At 72.4% G+C, this 19754-nt stretch carries 15 protein-coding genes and 2 pseudogenes; 6 read left to right on the top strand and 11 right to left on the bottom strand.

Translation table 11 applies throughout. From position 1 onward, the window contains the following. Positions 1 to 468: 468 nt before the first annotated feature. Entirely contained in the window at positions 469 to 1470 is a 1002-nt protein-coding gene (gene trpS / locus OG897_RS39395) for a tryptophan--tRNA ligase (protein ID WP_266665023.1), read from the top strand. A gap of 34 nt (positions 1471 to 1504) precedes the next feature. On the opposite strand, the gene OG897_RS39390 is transcribed toward trpS, so the two are convergent. From OG897_RS39390 to OG897_RS39370, 5 genes and pseudogenes are all read right to left on the bottom strand, one after another. Then, positions 1505 to 1843 (bottom strand): hypothetical protein, encoded by a 339-nt coding sequence (locus OG897_RS39390; RefSeq protein ID WP_266665021.1) that lies wholly within the window; start codon positions 1841 to 1843, stop codon positions 1505 to 1507. A 68-nt stretch (positions 1844 to 1911) separates the two neighbouring features. Further along, a complete protein-coding gene (gene proC / locus OG897_RS39385; RefSeq protein WP_266665019.1) occupies positions 1912 to 2748 on the bottom strand; it encodes a pyrroline-5-carboxylate reductase in 837 nt (278 codons plus the stop codon). 108 nt (positions 2749 to 2856) lie between these two features. Then, complete coding sequence (locus OG897_RS39380; RefSeq protein WP_266665016.1) at positions 2857 to 3594, bottom strand: ABC transporter permease; 738 nt, start codon at positions 3592 to 3594, stop codon at positions 2857 to 2859. 59 nt (positions 3595 to 3653) lie between these two features. Continuing rightward, positions 3654 to 4421: pseudogene (locus tag OG897_RS39375) on the bottom strand (ABC transporter ATP-binding protein); the annotation flags it as partial. Between the two features lie 157 nt (positions 4422 to 4578). Then, positions 4579 to 5103, bottom strand: coding sequence for a hypothetical protein (locus OG897_RS39370; RefSeq protein WP_266665010.1), 525 nt, complete (start codon positions 5101 to 5103; stop codon positions 4579 to 4581). Positions 5104 to 5594: 491 nt separating this feature from the next. Between OG897_RS39370 and OG897_RS39365 the strand changes: the two genes are divergently transcribed. Continuing rightward, entirely contained in the window at positions 5595 to 7970 is a 2376-nt protein-coding gene (locus OG897_RS39365; RefSeq protein ID WP_266665008.1) for a serine/threonine-protein kinase, read from the top strand. 2 nt (positions 7971 to 7972) lie between these two features. On the opposite strand, the gene ilvD is transcribed toward OG897_RS39365, so the two are convergent. From ilvD to OG897_RS39345, 4 genes are all read right to left on the bottom strand, one after another. Continuing rightward, positions 7973 to 9823 carry a dihydroxy-acid dehydratase gene (ilvD, locus tag OG897_RS39360; RefSeq protein WP_266665006.1) on the bottom strand — a complete coding sequence of 617 codons (1851 nt, stop codon included), beginning with the start codon at positions 9821 to 9823 and terminating at the stop codon, positions 7973 to 7975. A gap of 162 nt (positions 9824 to 9985) precedes the next feature. After that, a complete protein-coding gene (locus OG897_RS39355; protein ID WP_266665004.1) occupies positions 9986 to 10723 on the bottom strand; it encodes a TetR/AcrR family transcriptional regulator in 738 nt (245 codons plus the stop codon). After that, the gene (locus OG897_RS39350) at positions 10720 to 11616 is read right to left on the bottom strand and encodes a sugar phosphate isomerase/epimerase (RefSeq protein WP_266665002.1); all 897 of its coding nucleotides are present in this window, start codon (positions 11614 to 11616) and stop codon (positions 10720 to 10722) included. The genes OG897_RS39355 and OG897_RS39350 overlap by 4 nt, the downstream gene beginning before the upstream one ends. A 115-nt stretch (positions 11617 to 11731) precedes the next feature. After that, entirely contained in the window at positions 11732 to 12664 is a 933-nt protein-coding gene (locus OG897_RS39345) for a Ppx/GppA phosphatase family protein (protein WP_266665000.1), read from the bottom strand. A 54-nt stretch (positions 12665 to 12718) separates the two neighbouring features. Here OG897_RS39345 and OG897_RS39340 point away from each other — a divergent pair, with 54 nt between their 5' ends. Then, positions 12719 to 13558 carry a hypothetical protein gene (locus tag OG897_RS39340; protein ID WP_266664997.1) on the top strand — a complete coding sequence of 280 codons (840 nt, stop codon included), beginning with the start codon at positions 12719 to 12721 and terminating at the stop codon, positions 13556 to 13558. A 156-nt stretch (positions 13559 to 13714) separates the two neighbouring features. Here the strand turns inward: OG897_RS39340 and OG897_RS39335 are convergent, their stop codons facing one another. Next, positions 13715 to 15463, bottom strand: coding sequence for a hypothetical protein (locus OG897_RS39335; RefSeq protein WP_266665068.1), 1749 nt, complete (start codon positions 15461 to 15463; stop codon positions 13715 to 13717). Positions 15464 to 15823: 360 nt separating this feature from the next. Between OG897_RS39335 and radA the strand changes: the two genes are divergently transcribed. Further along, positions 15824 to 17236 carry a DNA repair protein RadA gene (radA, locus tag OG897_RS39330; protein WP_266664994.1) on the top strand — a complete coding sequence of 471 codons (1413 nt, stop codon included), beginning with the start codon at positions 15824 to 15826 and terminating at the stop codon, positions 17234 to 17236. A 102-nt stretch (positions 17237 to 17338) separates the two neighbouring features. Then, positions 17339 to 18478 (top strand): annotated as a pseudogene (gene disA / locus OG897_RS39325) (DNA integrity scanning diadenylate cyclase DisA). A gap of 461 nt (positions 18479 to 18939) precedes the next feature. Here the strand turns inward: disA and OG897_RS40940 are convergent. After that, positions 18940 to 19305, bottom strand: a complete 366-nt coding sequence (locus tag OG897_RS40940; RefSeq protein ID WP_323188162.1) for a hypothetical protein — start codon at positions 19303 to 19305, stop codon at positions 18940 to 18942. Between the two features lie 277 nt (positions 19306 to 19582). Here OG897_RS40940 and OG897_RS40935 point away from each other — a divergent pair, with 277 nt between their 5' ends. Next, positions 19583 to 19741 carry a hypothetical protein gene (locus tag OG897_RS40935; protein WP_323188161.1) on the top strand — a complete coding sequence of 53 codons (159 nt, stop codon included), beginning with the start codon at positions 19583 to 19585 and terminating at the stop codon, positions 19739 to 19741. Positions 19742 to 19754: the final 13 nt, after the last annotated feature.

Genomic DNA, 19754 nt, shown 5'->3' with positions numbered 1-19754 from the left:
ATCCTTTCGGGCCTGATTCCCAGTCAGCGGGGTTTGTCTTTGCGGCTGTTGGGCCGTTCCGACGAGTGAGACATTAGCGGATTCCTGGGCCCCGATGCCAATCGGGGGCGCCCTCTCGAACGCGGAATCCACATTTCGCAAAAAGAGCACACGAAGACGGTGCGACGTGGAGTCGCCTGCTTGAGTGGTTGGTGCGGAATGACTGTCCGGGGACCGGCCGAGGCCAGCGCTCACAGTCGGACAGCTCGGAGAACATTACGTATCTGTTAATCGCGTGTCAACCCGGGGCCGGAGGGCTACGGTGTTCCGCATGACTACGCGTACGTGCACCCTCAGTTGGTGGGCCGCCTGACGGCGGCCACGCACACGTATGCACCCACGGCCGCCGCTTCTACGGCGGCCGTTCGCGTATCTCCTTCCGGGAGGTCGGTCGCCGGTGGTGGCGGCCTCGACCAGGAGACGAGAGAGATGACGCGGATCTTCAGCGGGATCAAGCCGACCGGGCACATGACACTCGGGAACTACCTCGGTGCCGTGCGGCAGTGGGCGGAGGTGGACCAGCATCGGGGAGAGGCGCTGTTCTCCGTGGTGGACCTGCACGCACTGACGGTCGAGCACGATCCGGCGCGGGTGTTGCGGCTCAGTAGGCAGGCGGCGACGTTGCTGCTGGCGGTCGGGCTGGACCCTGCGGTGTGCACGGTGTTCGTGCAGAGCCATGTCGATGAGCACGCGCGGCTGTCGTACGTACTGGAGTGCACGGCGTCCGACGGGGAGATGCGGCGGATGATCCAGTACCGGGAGAAGAGCGCGCAGGCGCAGGCGGCCGGGGAAGGGGTCCGGCTGTCGTTGCTGACGTATCCGGTGCTGATGGCGGCGGACATCCTGGCGTACGGGGCGGAGGAAGTGCCCGTCGGGGACGACCAGGCGCAGCACGTGGAGCTGACGCGGGACCTGGCGGTGCGGTTCAACAAGAGGTACGGGGAGACGTTCGTGGTGCCCCGGGCGACGCATCCGGTGGTGGCGGCCAGGGTCATGGACCTTCAGGAGCCGACGTCGAAGATGGGGAAGACGACTGCCGCGACGGGTGGGGTCGTATTCGTGCTGGACGAGCCCGATGTCGTGCGGAAGAAGGTCATGCGGGCGGTGACCGACAGCGGCAGCGGGGGCGTCGAGTACGACCGGCAGGCGCGGCCGGGGGTCGCGAATCTGCTGGATCTGCTGTCGGCCTGCACGGGTGGGGACCCGGAGGAGCTGGCCGGTGCGTACGCGTTGTACGGGGCGCTGAAGAGGGACACGGCGGAGGCGGTGGTGGAGGTACTGAGGCCGGTGAGGGAGCGGCATGCGGAGTTGGCGACGGATGCGGGGCACGTGGAGGAGGTGCTGAGGGAGGGGGCCGAGCGAGCACGGGTGATGGCCCGGCCCACCGTGGATGCGGCGTACCGGGCCATCGGGTTGCTGCCCGCGGGGTGAGTGAGCCTGGGCGGGGAGGCCAGTGGGGGGCGGGTCAGCAGGTGGTGGGCTGCTTGCCCTGGACCCGGATGGACGTGGACCGGGCCCAGCCGATCTCGGGCTCGTCCTCGTCGATGGACTCCTCGTTGAGGAGCAGGAACCAGCCGTCCAGCTTGCAGATGATCAGGACCTCGTAGCCCTTGGGGAGGGTGACCTCCGAAGGGGACGTGGGGTCGATGTCCTCGTGGACCTTGACCGGCGCGGTCACCACGCCGTGGAACAGCTCGCCGCCGCCCTGGGAGGGGGTGGCGGCGGCCGTTCCGACGGTGGTGAGGGTGGCGACGGCGAGCGTGGTCGCGGCCAGCAGGGTGCGCCTGAATCGGGTGTTGTTCATGGCTTCAGGGCAGCACGCGGAAAGAGGGGGCGGCTTGTCTCGGTGGGCCGTTCGGGTGAGGCGGGTGGTCAGCCGGTGCCGGAGGCGAGTTCGCGGCTGCGGTTGCGGGCGGCTTCCAGGGCGGAGATGAGGGCGGCTCGTACGCCGTGGTTCTCCAGCTCGCGGATGGCGTTGATGGTGGTGCCGGCCGGGGAGGTGACGGCTTCGCGGAGCTTCACCGGGTGCTCGCCGCTGTCGCGGAGCATGACGGCGGCTCCTATGGCGGCCTGCACGATCAGGTCGTGGGCCTGGGCGCGGGGCAGGCCCAGGAGGATGCCCGCGTCGGTCATCGCCTCGACCAGGAAGTAGAAGTACGCCGGGCCGGAGCCGGAGAGGGCGGTGGCGGCGTCCTGCTGGGACTCCGGGACGCGGAGGGTCTTGCCGACTCCGCCGAAGATGTCCTCGGCGTGGGCGAGGTCGGTGGGGGTGGCATGGCTGCCTGCGGAGATGACGGACATCGCCTCGTCGACGAGGGCGGGGGTGTTCGTCATGACGCGGACGACGGGGGTGTTCGGGGCGAGGCGTTCCTCGAAGAAGGAGGTGGGGATGCCTGCGGCGCCGCTGATGATCAGAGGGCTCGGGCCGGTGGGGAGATGGGGGGAGAGCTCTTCGAGGAGCTTGGCCATGTCCTGGGGCTTGACCGTGAGGATCAGGGTGTCGGCGCGCTTGGCGGCTTCGGCGTTGGTGACGGACTCGACGCCGTAGCGGGTGCGGAGCTCTTCGGCGCGTTCGGTGCGGCGGGCCGTGACGAGGAGGTCGGCGGGGCGGCGGCCGCCGCGGATCATGCCGCTGAGGAGGGCTTCGCCGATCTTGCCGGTGCCGAGGACGGCGATCGTCTTGGGGGTGGGGGCTTGGTGGTCGGTCATCTGGGGTCACCCTCCGGGCGGTGGGGCTGGGGTACGGGGACATCCTTGCATCGGGGTCGGGGAGTGATGGCGGGACGTCCGAGGGGTGGGCGGGGAGGGGGACGCGGGTCAGGGGGTGCGGCGGCGGAGGGTGGCGGCACCCAGGAGGAGGACGGCCAGGGCGGTGGCCGAGACGATCGTGACGTCGCGGAGGAAGGTGCCCGTGAGGGTCGCGTGGGTACGGATCTCGTTCATGGCGTCGACCGCGTAGGACATGGGAAGCACAGCGGAGATCGCTTCCAGGGCGGGTTGCATCGCGGGCCTGGGAGTGAAGAGGCCGCAGAGGAGGAGTTGGGGGAAGAGGACCAGGGGCATGAACTGGACTGCTTGGAACTCGGACGAGGCGAAGGCCGACACGAAGAGGCCGAGCGCTGTGCCGAGGAGGGCGTCCAGGAGAGCGACCAGGAGGAGCGCCCAGGGGGAGCCCGTGACGTCGAGCCCGAGGAGCCAGACCGCGATCGCGGTGGCCAGGGCTGACTGGATCAGGGCGAGTACGGCGAAGGCGAGGGCGTAGCCGCCGATCAGGTCCGCCTTGGCGAGGGGCATCGCGAGGAGGCGTTCGAGGGTGCCGCTGGTGCGTTCGCGGAGGGTGGCGATCGAGGTGATCAGGAACATCGTGATCAGCGGGAAGATGCCGAGGAGCGAGGCTCCGACCGCGTTGAAGGTCTGGGGCGTGGCGTCGAAGACGTAGCGGAGGAGCGTGATCATGACCGCTGGGACGAGGAGCGTGAGGGCTACCGCGCGGGGGTCGTGGCGGAGCTGGTGAAGGACGCGGGTGGTGGTGGCCAGGGTCCGGTCGAGGGTCATGGGCTGGGTCCTTGGGGGTGTGCGGGGTGGGGCGTGGGGAGTCCTCGGGGTGCGGGGCGTCAGGCCCGGTCGGCGGGGCGGGGCGTCGGGGCGGGGTCGGAGGTGACGAGGTGGAGGAAGGCGGACTCGATGGTGGGGGTCCGGGTTTGGGCGCGCAGGGCGGTGGGGGTGTCTTCGGCGAGGATCTCGCCTTCGCGCATCAGGAGGAGGCGGTCGCAGCGTTCGGCCTCGTCCATGACGTGGGAGGAGATGAGGAGGGTGGTGCCGTGGTCGGCGGCGAGGCTGTGGAAGAGGTTCCAGAGGTCGCGGCGGAGGACCGGGTCGAGGCCGACCGTCGGTTCGTCCAGGACCAGGAGTTCGGGGGTGCCCAGGAGGGCGACGGCCAGGGAGACCCTGCTGCGTTGACCGCCGGAGAGGTTGCCGGTCAGGTCGTTCGCGTGAGCGGTGAGGTCCACGGCGGAGAGGGCTCGGGCGACCGAGGCGCGACGGGCTTCGGCGGAGGCTCGGCCCGGGGTGAGGATCGCGGCGAAGTGGGAGAGGTTCTGGTGGATGGTCAGGTCGTTGTAGACGGACGGGGCTTGGGTTACGTAGCCGATGCGTGAGCGGAGTTCCGGGTGGCCCGCGGGGAGGCCGAGGACCGTGAGGGTGCCGGTGACCTTGGCCTGCGTACCGACGATGGCGCGCAGGAGGGTGGACTTGCCGCAGCCCGAAGGGCCGAGGAGGCCGGTGATGCGGGCCGGGGGAACGGTGAAGGTGAGGTCGCGGAGGACCGGGCGGGAGCCTCGGATGGCGGTGAGGGAGTGGGCCTGTACCGCGGGGGGTGGGGGGGTTCATGGAGGGCCTCCCGGTTTATTCATCGCTTGATGAATAGTCCTCCTGGGGAGTGCGCGGGGTCAAGCATGAGGGTGCGGGCGGGGTGGAGTTCGACGGAGTGGGGCGCTTCGAGGGTTCCGTTGGGGGATGAGGAACGCCGTGCGGCGGGCGTTACTTGCGTTTGGGCTTCTTCTTGCGTGCGGCGGGGTTGCCCGAGCGGGTGCCTCGGCGGCGTTCGTACTGGGCGAGGGCCGTTTCGTACTCCTGGCGGTGGAGCTTTTCGCCCGGGGCCTCGGTGAGGGAGCGGAAGAAGTAGGCGAGGAGGGAGCCGACGAAGCCGATCGTCTTGAGGCTGCGGAGGGACTGTTCGCGGGCCGGGTCCGTGGGGCGGGTGGTGAAGCCCTCCCAGGTCTTGCGGAAGGCGATCGCGCTGCAGATCGCGAACATCACGATGACCAGGGTTCCTACGATGCCGCCTACGTCGGCGATCTGGAGGCCCTGGTAGGCGAAGCGGAGGAGGAGGCAGCCTGCGACTGCTGCGGCGAGGGAGCCGAGGGAGGCTCCGATGCGGCGGAGGGTGTAGCCGTTGTCGTGGTGGAGCCAGGTGGTGCCGAAGAGGCGGAGGGGGGTGGGGGTGGGGCCCTCCGGGGTGGGAGTGGGGGTGGGGGGCTGGGGGGGCGGGGGGTTTTCGCTCACGAGGTGATTATCCCTGGGCGGGGGCGGGTGGGGGGTTTGTGTGGGGTGGGGGTGGGGTTCGAGGTTCGGGGTCGGGGTTCGGGGGTGGGGCGGGGCTCCTTGCGGGGTGTGGGCGGTATCGGGGCTGGGCGGGGGCGCTCCGGGGTGGGCCCGGAGCGAGGGGGGCCGCCCCCTTGCCCGCCCGTTCCGCCCCCGGGGGGCGGCCCCGCCGCCCAAGGGGACGAGGCAAGGCGGAGCCCAAGGGGGCTGGGGAAGCGGAGGGGCGGAGCCCAAGGGGGCGAGGCGAAAGCGGAGAGGGGCTGGCCCGCCGCCCAAGGGGGCTAGGCGAAGGCAGCGCCGCCCAAGGGGGCTAGGCGAAGGCAGCGCCGCTCAGGGGGGCTCGGCGGAAGGGGAGGCGGGTGCGGGGTGGGAGTGGGGGTTTGGGAGCGGGGTGGGGGGTGGGGTTCTACTGTGGGGGGATCAGGTGTGGTTACGGGCAAGGGAGTTGAGCCGTGTCGCTCGCGGCGGACGATCCCCAGGTCATCGGGGAGTACCGGCTCCTCGGCCGGCTCGGGACCGGGGGGATGGGGACCGTTTTCCTGGGGAGGTCGCCCTCGGGGCGTGAGGTCGCCGTCAAAGTGATCCACGAGCAGTACTCAGCCGATCCGGACTTTCGGGCACGTTTCCGGCAGGAGATCGCCGCGGTGAGGCGGGTGAGCGGGGCGTTCACCGCCTCGGTGCTGGATGCCGATCCGGATGCCGTACGGCCGTGGATGGCCACGCAGTACGTTCCCGGGCCGACGCTGGCGCAGTTGCTGGACGAGCAAGGACCTCTGGGCGACGTCGAGTTGAGGCTGTTGGGGCTCGGGCTGGTGGAGGCGTTGCGGGACATTCACCGGGTGGGGGTCGTGCACCGCGATCTCAAGCCCGCGAATGTGCTCATGGCGGCGGACGGGCCCCGGGTCATCGACTTCGGGGTGTCGCGGGCGGTGGGGAACAAGCCGATCACCGTGACCGGGAACGTGATGGGGACCCCGCCCTTCATGTCGCCTGAGCAGCTCAACAGTCCGCGCACCGTCGGGCCCGCATCGGACGTCTTCTCGCTCGCCACGCTCCTCGTGTACGCGGCGGTGGGGCACGGCCCGTTCGACTCGGACAGTCCGTTCATGACCGCGTACGCCGTCGTGCACGAGCGGCCCGTGCTCGACGGCGTACGCGAGCCGTTGCGCGGGATTCTGGAGTACTGCCTGGTCAAGGAGCCGGAGGAGCGGCCGGAGATCGCGGAGCTGGGCACCTTGTTACGGAGGTGGAGGCCGGAGGCGGCACCGGCGGACGCCCCTGGCGCGGCGCGGCGGGACGTGGACGATCCCGACACGATGGTCGTACGGCGGGGGGCCGGGCAGGCCGGTCGCGATGACGTTCCCGCCGTTCCCGCCGTCGGCGACACCCCCGCGCCGCCGTCCTCGCCGCCGCGCTCCGCCCTCCGCTCCCGGTCCGTCCGGATCGTCGCCGCCGTCGCCCTGCTGCTCGCCGTGACCGCGGGCGGGCTCGTGCTGTCGCTGCCCTGGGGCGGGGGCGAGAGCGGGGCGCCGGATGCCGGTGGTGCGGCCGGGTCCGCTCCCTGGCGCGATCCGCAGCCGGGCGGGTCCGGCGAGGCGCTCCCCACCGGCTGGCGCTCCTGGCAGACCACCCTTCCGCCCGCCGACTCCGGCGCGACGGGCCCCGTCGAGGAGGTCCGCTGCACTGCGGACGGCACGGCGGCCGTGCACTGCGGAGGGCGTTCCGTACGGACGGTACGGCTGGACGCGGCCACCGGCACCGTCCTGTGGCGCGCCCCGCAGCCGCCCACCGCCCCCGGCACCCGGGAGATCGGTGACTCCACCCCGTCCGCTCCCGCCCGGCTGGCGCGGGCGACGGCCGTGTTCGCGGTCGAGACGCTCTCCGACGCGGCGCACCGGCTCGTCGCGCTCGACTCCCGCGACGGCCGCCGCCTCTGGCACCGCCCTGTCGGCAGGCCCCCCTCCGGAACGGACGCCCCCGCGGTGCTCGGCGGCCTCGTCGTCGCTCCCGCCGCCGACCTGCGTGCCGTCGTCGCCCGCGACACCGCCACCGGCGCGACCCGGTGGACCTCCCCGAACCCCGCCGGGCTGACCTGCGTCCCGTACGCACTCGGCGGGAAGCCGTACGGGACGTGCGTGGACCCCGACGACGAGACCGGCGACCGTACGTACGTCCGCTACTCCCCCGACGACGGCAGGCGGAAGACCCTGGCCGCTTACGGTCGCGATCATGACCGACTCGGGGTGAGCCAGGGGCTGTTGGTGTTCGCGAGGTGGGGGCGGGCGGGGGATGCCGCGCAGCACGCCCACCACGAGGGCAGTTACTCCTCACTCGTCCTGGTCGACCCGGCGGGTGTCCGCGCACCGCGCGCCCTCCCCCTGCCCGGCACGCCGCAGGGGCGGCCGGTGCTGCGGGGTGGGACGGTCTACTTCGTGCACCACTGGGGCACGGTCTCCGCGTACGACGCCCGCACCGGCAGCCGGCACTGGACGAGGGAAACCGGGGTGCGGGGGCTGGGCGCGCCGGAGACCGGCCCCGGGGACGCCACGCTGTACGTGCCGAGCCTGAGCGGGCGGGTGGTCGCGCTCAACTCCCGTACGGGCGAGGAGACATGGCGTTCGGGGCACCGGGGCGCGCCCCCGGCCGCGTACCACGGGACGAGCGTGCTGCGGGTGGGCGGCGGGCTCGTCGTGACCGGCGCGGGCGGCACGGTCTTCTCGCTCGACCCGGCGGACCCGGGGCTGCGGCCCGGCGGGGAGGAGCCGCCGGGAGGCCCGCCGCCGCCCGGGGAGAACACGCCGCCGCCCCCGCCGCCCAGGAGGCCCTAGGTTCAGCCCAGCTTGGACACGTCGCGGACCGCGCCCTTGTCGGCGCTGGTGGCCATCGCGGCGTACGCGCGCAGGGCCTGGGAGACCTTGCGCTCGCGGTTCTTCGGGGCGTAGACGCCTTCGAGGGCCGCGTCGCGTTCCGCCAACTCCTCGCCGGAGACCAGGAGTTCGATCGTACGGCGGGGGATGTCGATGCGGATGCGGTCGCCGTCCTGGACGAGGGCGATGGTGCCGCCGCTGGCCGCTTCCGGGGACGCGTGGCCGATGGAGAGGCCCGAAGTGCCGCCGGAGAAGCGGCCGTCGGTGATCAGCGCGCACTGCTTGCCGAGGCCGGTGCCCTTCAGGTACGAGGTCGGGTAGAGCATCTCCTGCATGCCGGGGCCGCCCTTGGGGCCCTCGTAACGGATGACGACCACGTCGCCCGCCTTGACCTCCTTGAGGAGGATCTTCTCGACAGCCTGCTCCTGCGACTCGCAGACGACGGCCGGGCCCTCGAAGGTCCAGATGGACTCGTCCACGCCCGCGGTCTTCACGACGCAGCCGTCGACGGCGAGGTTTCCGCGCAGGACCGCGAGGCCGCCGTCCTTGGAGTACGCGTGCTCGACCGAGCGGATGCATCCTTCGGCGGCGTCCGTGTCGAGGGTGTCCCAGCGCTCGGACTGCGAGAAGGCGGTGGCGGAGCGGACGCAGCCGGGGGCGGCGTGCCACAGCTCGACGGCCTCGGGGGCGGGGGAGCCGCCGCGCACGTCCCAGCTCTTGATCCAGTCGGCCAGGGACGGGGAGTGCACGGAGTGGACGTCCTCGTTGAGGAGTCCGCCTCGGTACAGCTCGCCGAGGATGGCGGGGATGCCGCCCGCTCGGTGGACGTCCTCCATGTAGTACGTACGGTCCTTGGCGACGTTCGGCGCGACCTTGGCGAGGCACGGCACGCGGCGCGAGATCTCGTCCATCTCGGGGAGCCCGAAGTCGAGTTCGGCCTCCTGGGCGGCGGCGAGGAGGTGCAGGATCGTGTTGGTGGAGCCGCCCATGGCGATGTCGAGGGCCATGGCGTTCTCGAACGCGGCGCGGGACGCGATGGCGCGCGGCAGGACCGTCGGGTCGTCCTGCTCGTAGTGGCGCTTGGTGATCTCGACGATGGTGCGGCCCGCGTTCTCGTACAGGGCGCGGCGGGCGGTGTGGGTGGCGAGGGTCGAGCCGTTGCCGGGGAGCGCGAGGCCGATGGCCTCGGCGAGGCAGTTCATGGAGTTGGCGGTGAACATGCCGGAGCAGGAGCCGCAGGTGGGACAGGCGTTCTCCTCGATACGGAGCATGTCCGCGTCGGAGATCTTGTCGTTGACGGCGTCCGACATCGCGTCGACGAGGTCGAGGGTGCGGACGGTGCCGTCGACGAGGGTGGCGCGGCCGGACTCCATGGGGCCGCCGGAGACGAAGATCGTGGGGATGTTGAGGCGGAGGGCCGCCATCAGCATGCCGGGGGTGATCTTGTCGCAGTTGGAGATGCAGATCAGGGCGTCGGCGCAGTGGGCCTCGACCATGTACTCGACGCTGTCCGCGATGAGGTCGCGGGAGGGGAGGCTGTAGAGCATCCCGCCGTGGCCCATGGCGATGCCGTCGTCGACCGCGATGGTGTTGAACTCGCGGGGGACGGCGCCCGCGGCGTGGATCGCCTCGGAGACGATGCGGCCGACGGGGGCGAGGTGGGTGTGGCCGGGGACGAACTCGGTGAAGGAGTTGGCGACCGCGATGATCGGCTTGCCGATGTCCTCGCTCGCTACACCGGAGGCGCGCATGAGCGCGCGGGCGCCTGCCATGTTGCGGCCGTGGGTGACGGTGCGGGACCTCAGCTCGGGCATCGGGTTCACTTCCCAGGAGTACGGGTTCTTAGCGTCTGCGTACGGACGGTGCGACTGGCGTCGAGCGTACGCCTCGGCTCCAGGATTTGGACAGGCAGTCCGGATCGCGGAATGGGTGTTCGGTCGGTGGAACGCGGGGGCGGGCCCGGAACGGGGCTCGGGCTACGCCTCCGTCAGGTAGCGCTGGAGGGTCGGGGCGACCAGTTCCACGATGTCGTCCACGGGGGCCGAGGCCAGGGGCTCGACCTGGAGGGCGTACCGGACGACCGCCAGGCCGACCATGTGGGAGACGGCCAGCTCCGCGCGGAAGGTGGGGTTCGGGACGTCGAGGTCGGCGGCGATCCGCTCCAGGAGTCTGCGCAGCACGAAGCGCCGGAGGACCTTGGCCGCCGCCTCGTTGGTGAGGGCCGAGCGGACGATGGCCAGGAGGGGGGCCCGGGTGGCCGGGTTCTCCCAGACCGAGAAGAAGTAGCGGGCGATGCGCTCGCCGATGCCGTCCGGGCCGTGCCCGACCAGGACTTCCAGGGCGAGGGCGGGTTCGAAGGAGACCTCGACCGACGCCGCGAAGATCTCGTCCTTCGTACCGAAGTAGTGGTGGACGAGTGCGGAGTCGACCCCGGCGGCGCGGGCGATGCCGCGCACGGAGGTCTTGTCGTAGCCGCGTTCGGCGAATTCGGCGCGGGCGGCGTCCAGGATGCGGTCCCGGGCGGCGGGCCCGGCGGCCGACGCCGTACGGGAAGGGCGTCCGCGGCGGCGCGGAGCGGACGGCCCGCCGGGGGCCGCGCCGCGGGGGTCTCCGTCGCGGGGGTCCCCGTCGCGCGGGGTGCCCGGGGCGGGAGTGTTCGGGGCGGGAGTGCCCGGAATGGGAGTGCCCGGGATGGGGGCGTCCGGGCCCGTCACGCGCCCTGCACCCGCACCGCCCCGCCCGCCGGGGACGACGGGGACGCCTGGGACGGCGACGCCAGATGCAGTCGCGTGAAGGCCAGTGCCTCCGCCAGGTCCGCCTCCCGCTCCGCCGACGACATCGCCCGTCGCGTGTTGACCTCGACGACGACGTGCCCGTCGAAGCCGGTGGCCGCCAGCCGCTCCAGCAGCTCCGCGCAGGGCTGCGTGCCGCGCCCCGGCACCAGGTGTTCGTCCTTCGCCGAGCCCTTGCCGTCCGCGAGGTGGACGTGCCCGAGCCGGTCGCCCATGCGGTCGATCATGGCCATGGCATCGGTCCGCGCGGTCGCCGTGTGCGACAGGTCGACGGTGAAGTGCCGGTAGTCGTCCTTGGTGACGTCCCACTCGGGGGCGTACGCGAGCATCTCGCGGTCCTTGTACCGCCACGGGTACATGTTCTCGACGGCGAAGCGGACGTCCGTCTCCTCGGCCATCCGCCAGATCCCGGTCACGAAGTCCCGCGCGTACCCCCGCTGCCAGCGGAACGGCGGGTGCACGACCACGGTCGACGCGCCGAGCTTCTCCGCCGCCGCCTGCGCCCGCTGGAGCTTGACCCAGGGGTCCGTCGACCACACCCGCTGCGTGATCAGCAGGCACGGCGCGTGCACCGCCAGGATCGGGACGCCGTAATGGTCGGAGAGTCTGCGCAGGGCTTCGACGTCCTGGCTGACGGGGTCGGTCCACACCATGACCTCGACGCCGTCGTAGCCGAGGCGCGCGGCGATCTCGAAGGCCGTCGCGGTCGACTCCGGATAGACGGAGGCGGTGGACAGCGCGACCTTCGCATCGGGAACGCGCACGGCTGGCGCCGCCGGTACCGACGGCTGCGCGGGTTTCGCCACTTCTGCCACGAAGCACAGCGTACGGTCCCCCTCCCGACGGGGAGCGGAGAGGGCCTCACTCGCCACTCACTCGCCCCTCCACGCGCTCCTCCTCGCTCCCCCGCACTCCCCCTCCCCCTCCCCCTCAGGACGAGGGCAGGTGATCCAGCCGCCGCAGGATGACGCCCTCACGCAGCGCCCACGGGCAGATTTCCAGGACGGACACCTCGAACAGGTCCATCGCACCCTCCGCGACCAGCGCTCCCGCCAGGAGCTGGGGCGCCCGGTCGGCGGAGACGCCGGGGAGGTGGGTGCGCTGCTCGGCGGTCATGGTGGCCAGTTTCGGCACCCACTCCTCCAGCGAACTGCGACTCAGCTCACGTTGTACGTACAGACCTTCGGCCGAGCGCGCCGCCCCCGCGATCCGGGCGAGCTGACGGAACGTCTTCGAGCTCGCCACCACGTGGTCGGGCGGCCCGAACCGGGCGAACTCCCCCACCGTGCGGGCGATTTGTGCCCGTACGTGACGACGCAGGGCCCGTACGTCCTGGGGGTCCGGCGGGTCCCCCGGCAGATGCGCGGCGGTGAGCCGTCCCGCGCCCAGCGGCAGGCTGACGGCGGTGTCCGGGTCCTCGTCCATGCCGTACGCGATCTCCAGCGAGCCGCCCCCGATGTCGAGCAGCAGCAGCTTGCCCGCCGACCAGCCGAACCACCGCCGGGCGGCGAGGAAGGTGAGCCGGGCCTCGTCCTCGCCCGACAGCACCTTCAGATCGGCCCCGGTCTCCTCCCGCACCCGGGCCAGGACGTGATCGGCGTTGCTGGCCTCCCGTACGGCCGAAGTGGCGAAGGCGATGACGTCCTCGCACCCCTTGTCCTCGGCGGCCTGCATGGCCTGCCGCACGGTGCTGACCAGCCGGTCTATCCCGGCCGGGGCCACCGCTCCGTCCGCGTCGAGCAGCTCCGCGAGGCGCAGTTCCTCCTTGTAGGAGTGCGCGGGGAGGGGGCGGGCGCCGCGGTGGGCGTCCACCACGAGCAGGTGCACTGTGTTCGAACCGACGTCGAGGACTCCGAGTCTCATGTACGGAACGCTACTGCGGCGCGGCGCACAGGTTCCTGCGCCTACCCTTGCCCCGTGCCAAAGACGAAAAAGGCGAAGCCGGGAAAAGCCACGAAGCGACCCGAAGCGGACATGGTGGTGAGTGACGAGCAGGGGCTGGACTTCGCCCGCGCGTGGGTGGAGTTCCCGGACCCGGAGGACGCGGAGCAGGTCTTCCGCTGCGACCTGACCTGGCTGACGTCGAAGTGGACGTGCATCTTCGGCAGCGGCTGCCAGGGCATCAAGCTGGGGCGCGCGGACGACGGCTGCTGCACGCTGGGGGCGCACTTCTCGGACGACGACGACGAGAAGCGGGTCGCGGGGCACGTGGCCCGCCTGACCCCCGACATCTGGCAGTTCCACGACGTCGCGCAGACCTCGAAGGGCGTGAAGGGCCCGAACGGCGGCTGGGTCCAGCAGGACGAGGACGGCGACCGCCAGACGCGCCGCTGGGAGGGTTCCTGCATCTTCCAGAACCGTCCCGGATTCGCGGGCGGCGCGGGCTGCTCCCTGCACATCCTCGCCCTGCGCGAGGGCAAGGAGCCCCTCGAAACGAAGCCGGACGTGTGCTGGCAGCTGCCCGTGCGGCGGACGTACGACTGGATCGAGCGGCCGGACGACACGAAGATCCTCCAGGTCACGATCGGGGAGTACGACCGGCGGGGCTGGGGTCCCGGCGGTCACGACCTGCACTGGTGGTGCACCTCCGCCACCTCCGCCCACGGCGCGGGCGACCCGGTCTACGTCTCGTACCGCCCGGAGCTGACGGAGCTGATGGGCGCCGGGGGCTACGCGAAGCTCGTCGAGGTGTGCGAGGCGCGCCTCGCCTCGCAGCTCCCCCTGGTGGCCCCGCATCCGGCGGACCCTGAGCGGTAGGGGGTACGGGGGCGTGCGGGGCCCCTTCCACGGTGCGACGGCACCGGGGCTGGACGGGGGTCGCTCCGGGGTGGGCCCGAAGCGAGGGGGCCGCCCCCTTGCCCGCCCGTCCCGCCCCCGGGGGGCGGCCCCGCCGCCCAAGGGGGCGGGCGGAGGCTACCCCGCAGGTGCCTCCGAGGTCGCCGAGGGTGCGGGCGTCGGCTCCGGAGGGGGTCCGGACGGGCTCGGCTCCCCCGACGGCAGCGGCGTCGAAGGCGACGTCGGCGCCGGACTCGCGGGCGGCGACGTCGGAGGATGCGTCGGCGGATGCGTGGGCGGCGAGGCCGGCGGATGCGTCGGCGGCCCCGTAGGAGGACTGGCAGGAGGACTGGCGGGCGGCCCGGTCGGTGGTGCCGAGGACTCCCCGCCCCCCGGCTCCGCCGGAGACGCCCCCGTCCCCCGCCCGCTCACCGCCAGCACCGCCCCGCACGGCGAAACCCCCACCCGCGCCGTCCACGGATCGACCGGCTCCCGCTCCCGGTCCACCGTGATGTACACCGTCACCGACTCCCCGGGAGCCAGCGTCCCCGACGCCCGACTGACGTGCAGCCACGGCGCGTTGGCCCAGATCGACCACCCCACCGCCCCGCCCCCCGAAGCGCTCAGCCGCACCACCGTCGCGCCGCCCGACGACTCCGCCGCCACCGTCAGCCGCCCCGCCCCGGGAGCCGCCGCGCGCCCGGGCGTGAGCACCTTCACCGCGACGTCCCGCACCCCGCTCCCCGTGGAGAGGCTGGGATCGGGCCGACTCCGCACGCTCCCCGCGTTCTCGTACGCGTCCCCGCCCACCCCGTCGTACCGAGAACCGTCCCGCCCCGGCACCCCCTCCGCCTCGCTCGCGGTGACGGACGCGCCCCGGTGCCCCTCCCCCGTCGCGGGAGCCCGGTACGCCGCCCACAGCGCGAGCACCGGAGCGGCCACCACCGTCGCCACCACGGTCGTCGTCACGGCCCGCGTCCGCAGCCGCTCGCGCCGCGCCGCCCGGTCCTTCGGATCGAGCGGAAAACCGTCCCGGCCGAAGCGCGGCGTCCCGGCCCTCGGCACCCTCGGCGCATGCAGCATCGCCATGTACGCGGCCGAGCGCGGGGCCTCGATCAGGGGCAGCCGCCCCGGCGAAGCACCCGTCCCCGGCCACGGTCCGCCCGCCCCCGCACACTCGGCGGCACGCCTGCACAGCGGGCACTCGTCCACGTGCCGTACGAGCTCCCCGCGCAAGGCGGCGCTGAGCAGCACCTGGTCGTCCCCCGTCAGCCGGGTGACCGTCGGACAGGCCCCGCTCCCGACCACCGCCAGCGCCGCCCGCGTCCGCTCCACCTCACAGGCCGCGGCGGCGAGCAGTTCCCTGGCCGTCGGGTAGTCCAGCCCGAGGACGGCCGCGACCTGCCGGGCGGCGAGTCCGTGCCGTACCGCCAGCTCCAGGGCCTCGCGCTGCTCGGGCGAGGTGCCCGCCGCCTCGGGCCAGGCCAGCCGGGCCAGATCGGCGTGCCTGGCGCGGGCCACGCTCTCCTCGACCGGCAGTTCCGGTTCCGGTACGGCGGAGGGCGGCCGGTGCGCCTGCTGACCGCCGTACGAGGCGTGCCTGCGCCGCTTCTCGTCGGCGAGCCGACGCAGACAGGCCCACCGGGCGAGGGCGTACAGCCAGGCCCTGCGTTCCGGTTCGCCCTCGGGAGTGCGCGAGAAGCTGCGCTCGGCGAGCGCCAGCACGTCGCCGAGCACCGCTGTCGCCACGTCGTGGTCGCGCAGCACGGACAGGGCGTAGGTGAACAGACCGTCCAGGTACTGCTCGTACCGGCCCGGCGGGCACTGGGCCAGGGTGCGGGGAGCGCGTCGATGGATCCGGTGCGCGCCGGTGCTGCTTCCGGTCACGCCCGCGCTCCCGGTGCTCCCGGCACTCCCGGCGCTTCCCGTGATACCGGTGGTGTGCTTGGGATGCACGGGGTGCTGCTCCCGTCTGCTGGTCGTCACCCGGCCGACCGTAGGGGCGCTACCCCCGCGCCCCCGCTCCCCTCGACCTCTTTTAATCCGTACGGGTGAACAGATCCCTCAAAAGAGGACAGGAATCTCTCATTCCACCCCTTTCCGTCCCGTACCACTGGCCTATGCCCTCACCCACCGCGACCACGGCGACCACGGCGACCACGGCGACCACGGCGACGATCGCCCCACCGACCACCGCGGGACCACCACACCCACCGCGTTGTCAGACCCCCTCTGTACGGTGACGCCATGGCTGCCCGTACGAAATCCTCCAAGGACAGGCCCTCCTACCGCTGCACCGCGTGCGGTTGGACGGCCGTCAAGTGGCTCGGCCGCTGCGCCGAGTGCCAGGCATGGGGGACGGTCGAGGAGTACGGCGGCGCGCCCTCGGTCCGCACGACCGCCGCGGGCCGGGTCTCCAGCGCCGCGCTCCCCATCGCAGAGGTGGACGTCCGCACCGCCACCGCCCGCCCCACCGGCGTGCCCGAGCTGGACCGGGTGCTGGGCGGCGGTCTCGTACCCGGTGCCGTGGTCCTCGTCGCGGGCGAGCCGGGCGTCGGCAAGTCGACGCTGCTGCTGGACGTCGCCGCGAAGGCCGCCGACGAGGAGCACCGCACGCTGTACGTCACGGCCGAGGAGTCGGCGAGCCAGGTCCGGCTGCGCGCCGACCGGATCAAAGCGCTCAGCGACCACCTCTACCTGGCCGCCGAGACCGACCTCGCCGCCGTCCTCGGCCACCTGGACGCGGTCAAGCCCACCCTCCTGATCCTCGACTCCGTGCAGACCGTCGCCTCCGCCGAGCTCGACGGCGCCCCCGGCGGCATGGCCCAGATCAGGGAGGTGACGGCGGCGCTCATCCGGGCCTCCAAGGAGCGCGGCATGGCGACCCTGCTGGTCGGCCACGTCACCAAGGACGGCAACATCGCGGGCCCCCGCCTCCTCGAACACCTCGTGGACGTCGTCCTGTCCTTCGAGGGCGACCGCCACGCGCGCCTCCGCCTGGTCCGGGGCGTCAAGAACCGCTACGGAGCCACCGACGAGGTCGGCTGCTTCGAACTCCACGACGAGGGAATCACCGGCCTCACCGACCCCTCCGGCCTCTTCCTCACCCGCCGCGACGTCGCCGTCCCCGGTACCTGCCTGACCGTCACCCTGGAGGGCCGCCGCCCCCTGGTCGCCGAGGTCCAGGCCCTGACCGTCGACTCCCAGATCCCCTCCCCCCGCCGCACCACCTCCGGCCTGGAGACCTCCCGGGTCTCGATGATGCTGGCGGTGCTCGAACAGCGCGGGAAGATCAGCGCGCTCGGCAAGCGCGACATCTACTGCGCGACGGTCGGCGGCGTGAAGCTCTCCGAACCGGCCTCCGACCTGGCCGTCGCCCTCGCGCTCGCCTCCGCCGCGAGCGACACCCCGCTCCCCAAGAACCTCGTCGCGATCGGCGAAGTGGGGCTCGCCGGAGAGATCCGACGGGTCACGGGAGTCCAGCGCCGACTGGCCGAAGCACACCGTCTGGGCTTCACACATGCCCTGGTCCCGGGCGATCCGGGCAGGGTCCCGGCCGGAATGAAGGTGACGGAAGTGGCGGACATGGGAGACGCTCTCCTCGCCCTTCCGCGCCGGTCTCGCGCACAGGCCCCACGGAGCGAGGAGGAGCGCCGGTAGACTTTGCCCTGGTCTCGCCCTTCCACCGCGTACGCGAGGCGAAGTTGACCGCCCCTGCCAGGGGCGGCCCCGACCCGTGACCCCCGTATCCGGAGGAGTGCAGTGGCAGCCAACGACCGGGCCTCATCACCCGGAAAGTCCGGCGGAGGCTCCAGCAACTCCGGCTCTGGCAACGAGGCCCAGATCCGCGCCTCGCTGAGCGCCGTCGCCCCCGGCATGGCCCTCCGCGACGGCCTGGAGCGCATCCTGCGCGGCAACACCGGCGGTCTGATCGTGCTCGGCATGGACAAGACCGTCGAGTCGATGTGCACCGGCGGCTTCGTCCTGGACGTCGAGTTCACGGCGACCCGCCTGCGCGAGCTCTGCAAGCTCGACGGGGCGCTCATCCTCGACAAGGACATCACCAAGATCCTGCGCGCGGGCGTCCAGCTCGTCCCCGACGCCTCGATCCACACCGAGGAGACGGGCACCCGCCACCGCACCGCGGACCGCGTGTCCAAGCAGTGCCACTTCCCGGTGGTCTCGGTCTCGCAGTCCATGCGCCTGATCGCCCTGTACGTGAACGGCGAACGCCGCGTCCTGGAGGAGTCCGCCGCGATCCTCTCCCGCGCGAACCAGGCCCTCGCCACCCTCGAACGCTACAAACTCCGCCTGGACGAGGTCGCGGGCACCCTCTCCGCCCTGGAGATCGAAGACCTCGTCACGGTCCGCGATGTCACGGCGGTCGCCCAGCGCCTCTAAATGGTCCGCCGGATCGCGACCGAAATCGCCGAGTACGTAGTGGAATTGGGCACCGACGGCCGCCTCCTCTCCCTCCAGCTCGACGAGCTGATCGCGGGCGTCGAGCCGGAACGCGAACTGGTCGTACGCGACTACGTCCCCGAGCCGACGGCGAAACGCTCCCGCACGGTGGCGGAAGCCCTCACCGAACTCGACGCCCTCTCCCACAGTGAGCTCCTGGAACTCCCCATCGTGGCGCGCGCCTTGGGCTACAGCGGCTCCCCGGAGACCCTGGACTCGGCGGTGTCCCCGCGCGGCTACCGCCTCCTCGCCAAGGTGCCGCGCCTCCCGGGCGCGATCATCGAGCGCCTGGTGGAACACTTCGGCGGCCTCCAGAAGCTGCTCGCCGCGAGCGTGGACGATCTCCAGACGGTCGACGGCGTGGGCGAGGCCCGCGCCCGCTCCGTCCGCGAGGGCCTCTCGCGCCTCGCGGAGTCCTCCATCCTGGAGCGATACGTATAACGGGACGCGCCCCTTTTGGGGGCGCGGGACTGTGCCACTGTGCGGCTCCGCCACGCGTACGCTCCCTGCTCCGCTGGGTCTGGGGGGGCGCCCCTTTAGGGGCGCGGGGAACTGCGCGCCCAGCCCCCACGCACCCGCACATCCCAACCCCCAAGCCTCGCGAGTTTAGGTGAAGGGGTGGTCTGGGGCGGCCCGCCGCAGGCGCACCCGGGCGCGGCGCACCCATAAGCGGAGGTAACAGCGGGCGGCACCGGGGTAGGCCCGGAGCGAGAGGGGCCGCCCCCTTGCCCGCCCGTTCCGCCCCCCGGGGGGCGGCCCCGCCGCCCAAGGAGGCTAGGGAAGCGGAGGGGGCTGGGCCCGCCGCCCAAGGGGGCTAGGCGGAAGCGGAGGGGCGGAGCCCAAGGGGGCTGGGCAAGTGGAGGAGGCTGGCTCGCCGTCCAAAGGGGCCGGTGTGCAGGGGGTCAGTCTTTTTGGAGGGAGATGGAGGCGGGGAACTTGGCTCCGGCCAGTTCCACCACATACGTCCCAGGCGCCACAGAACCCCCCACCGGAGCCTCACACTTCGCCGCATCACTGGGCTTGCGGTCCCAGGACACCACCCGCGCCACCTGCCCCTTCGCCGGAACCTGGAAGAACAGGTTCCGCGCCCCCTTGACGCAGTCCTTCGACGACCAGACCTTCTCGCTCGCGTCGTTCTTGACGGTCACCACGGCCGCCTCCGGCCCCAGGTCCACCTTGCAGGCCACGGCCGAACTGTTCTTCGCGGTCACCACGAACTTCGCCGGGTCATCGACCGGCACCTGCACCTTGAGCGCGCTGAGTGTCAACTCCACAGTCCCCGCCGCACAGTTCGGCAGGGCGGAATTCACCGGGACCTGCTGCCCCGTCCCACCGGCGCCACCGGCACCGGCGCCACCGGCCGCATCACCACCACCGGCCCCACCCGAATCCGTACCTCCAGAACCGGACCCAGAACCGGACCCAGAACCAGAACCCGAGCCGGACCCAGCCCCGGCCCCGGACCCAGAACCGGACCCCGTACTCCCCCCGTTGCCCTCCCCAGGCTCATCCCGCCCACCAGGCTCTCCCGGCACCACGGGCCCCGTGGACGAAGGTCCCGGAGTGATGGAGGCGGCGGGCGAAGGCCCGCCCTTCCCCGTGCCGTTCTTGTCGTCGTCTCCCCCACCGGAGAGCACGATCCAGAGCACCAGCACCACCACCAGCGCCAGCAAGGACAGCCCGACGGCCCTCCGTCGCCAGTAAATGGAGGAGGGGA

The sequence above is a fragment of the Streptomyces sp. NBC_00237 genome, from assembly GCF_026342435.1.
Lineage (GTDB): Bacteria > Actinomycetota > Actinomycetes > Streptomycetales > Streptomycetaceae > Streptomyces.
The sequence above is the reverse complement of the archived record's forward strand: the minus strand, read 5'-3'. Positions and strand labels throughout refer to the sequence as shown.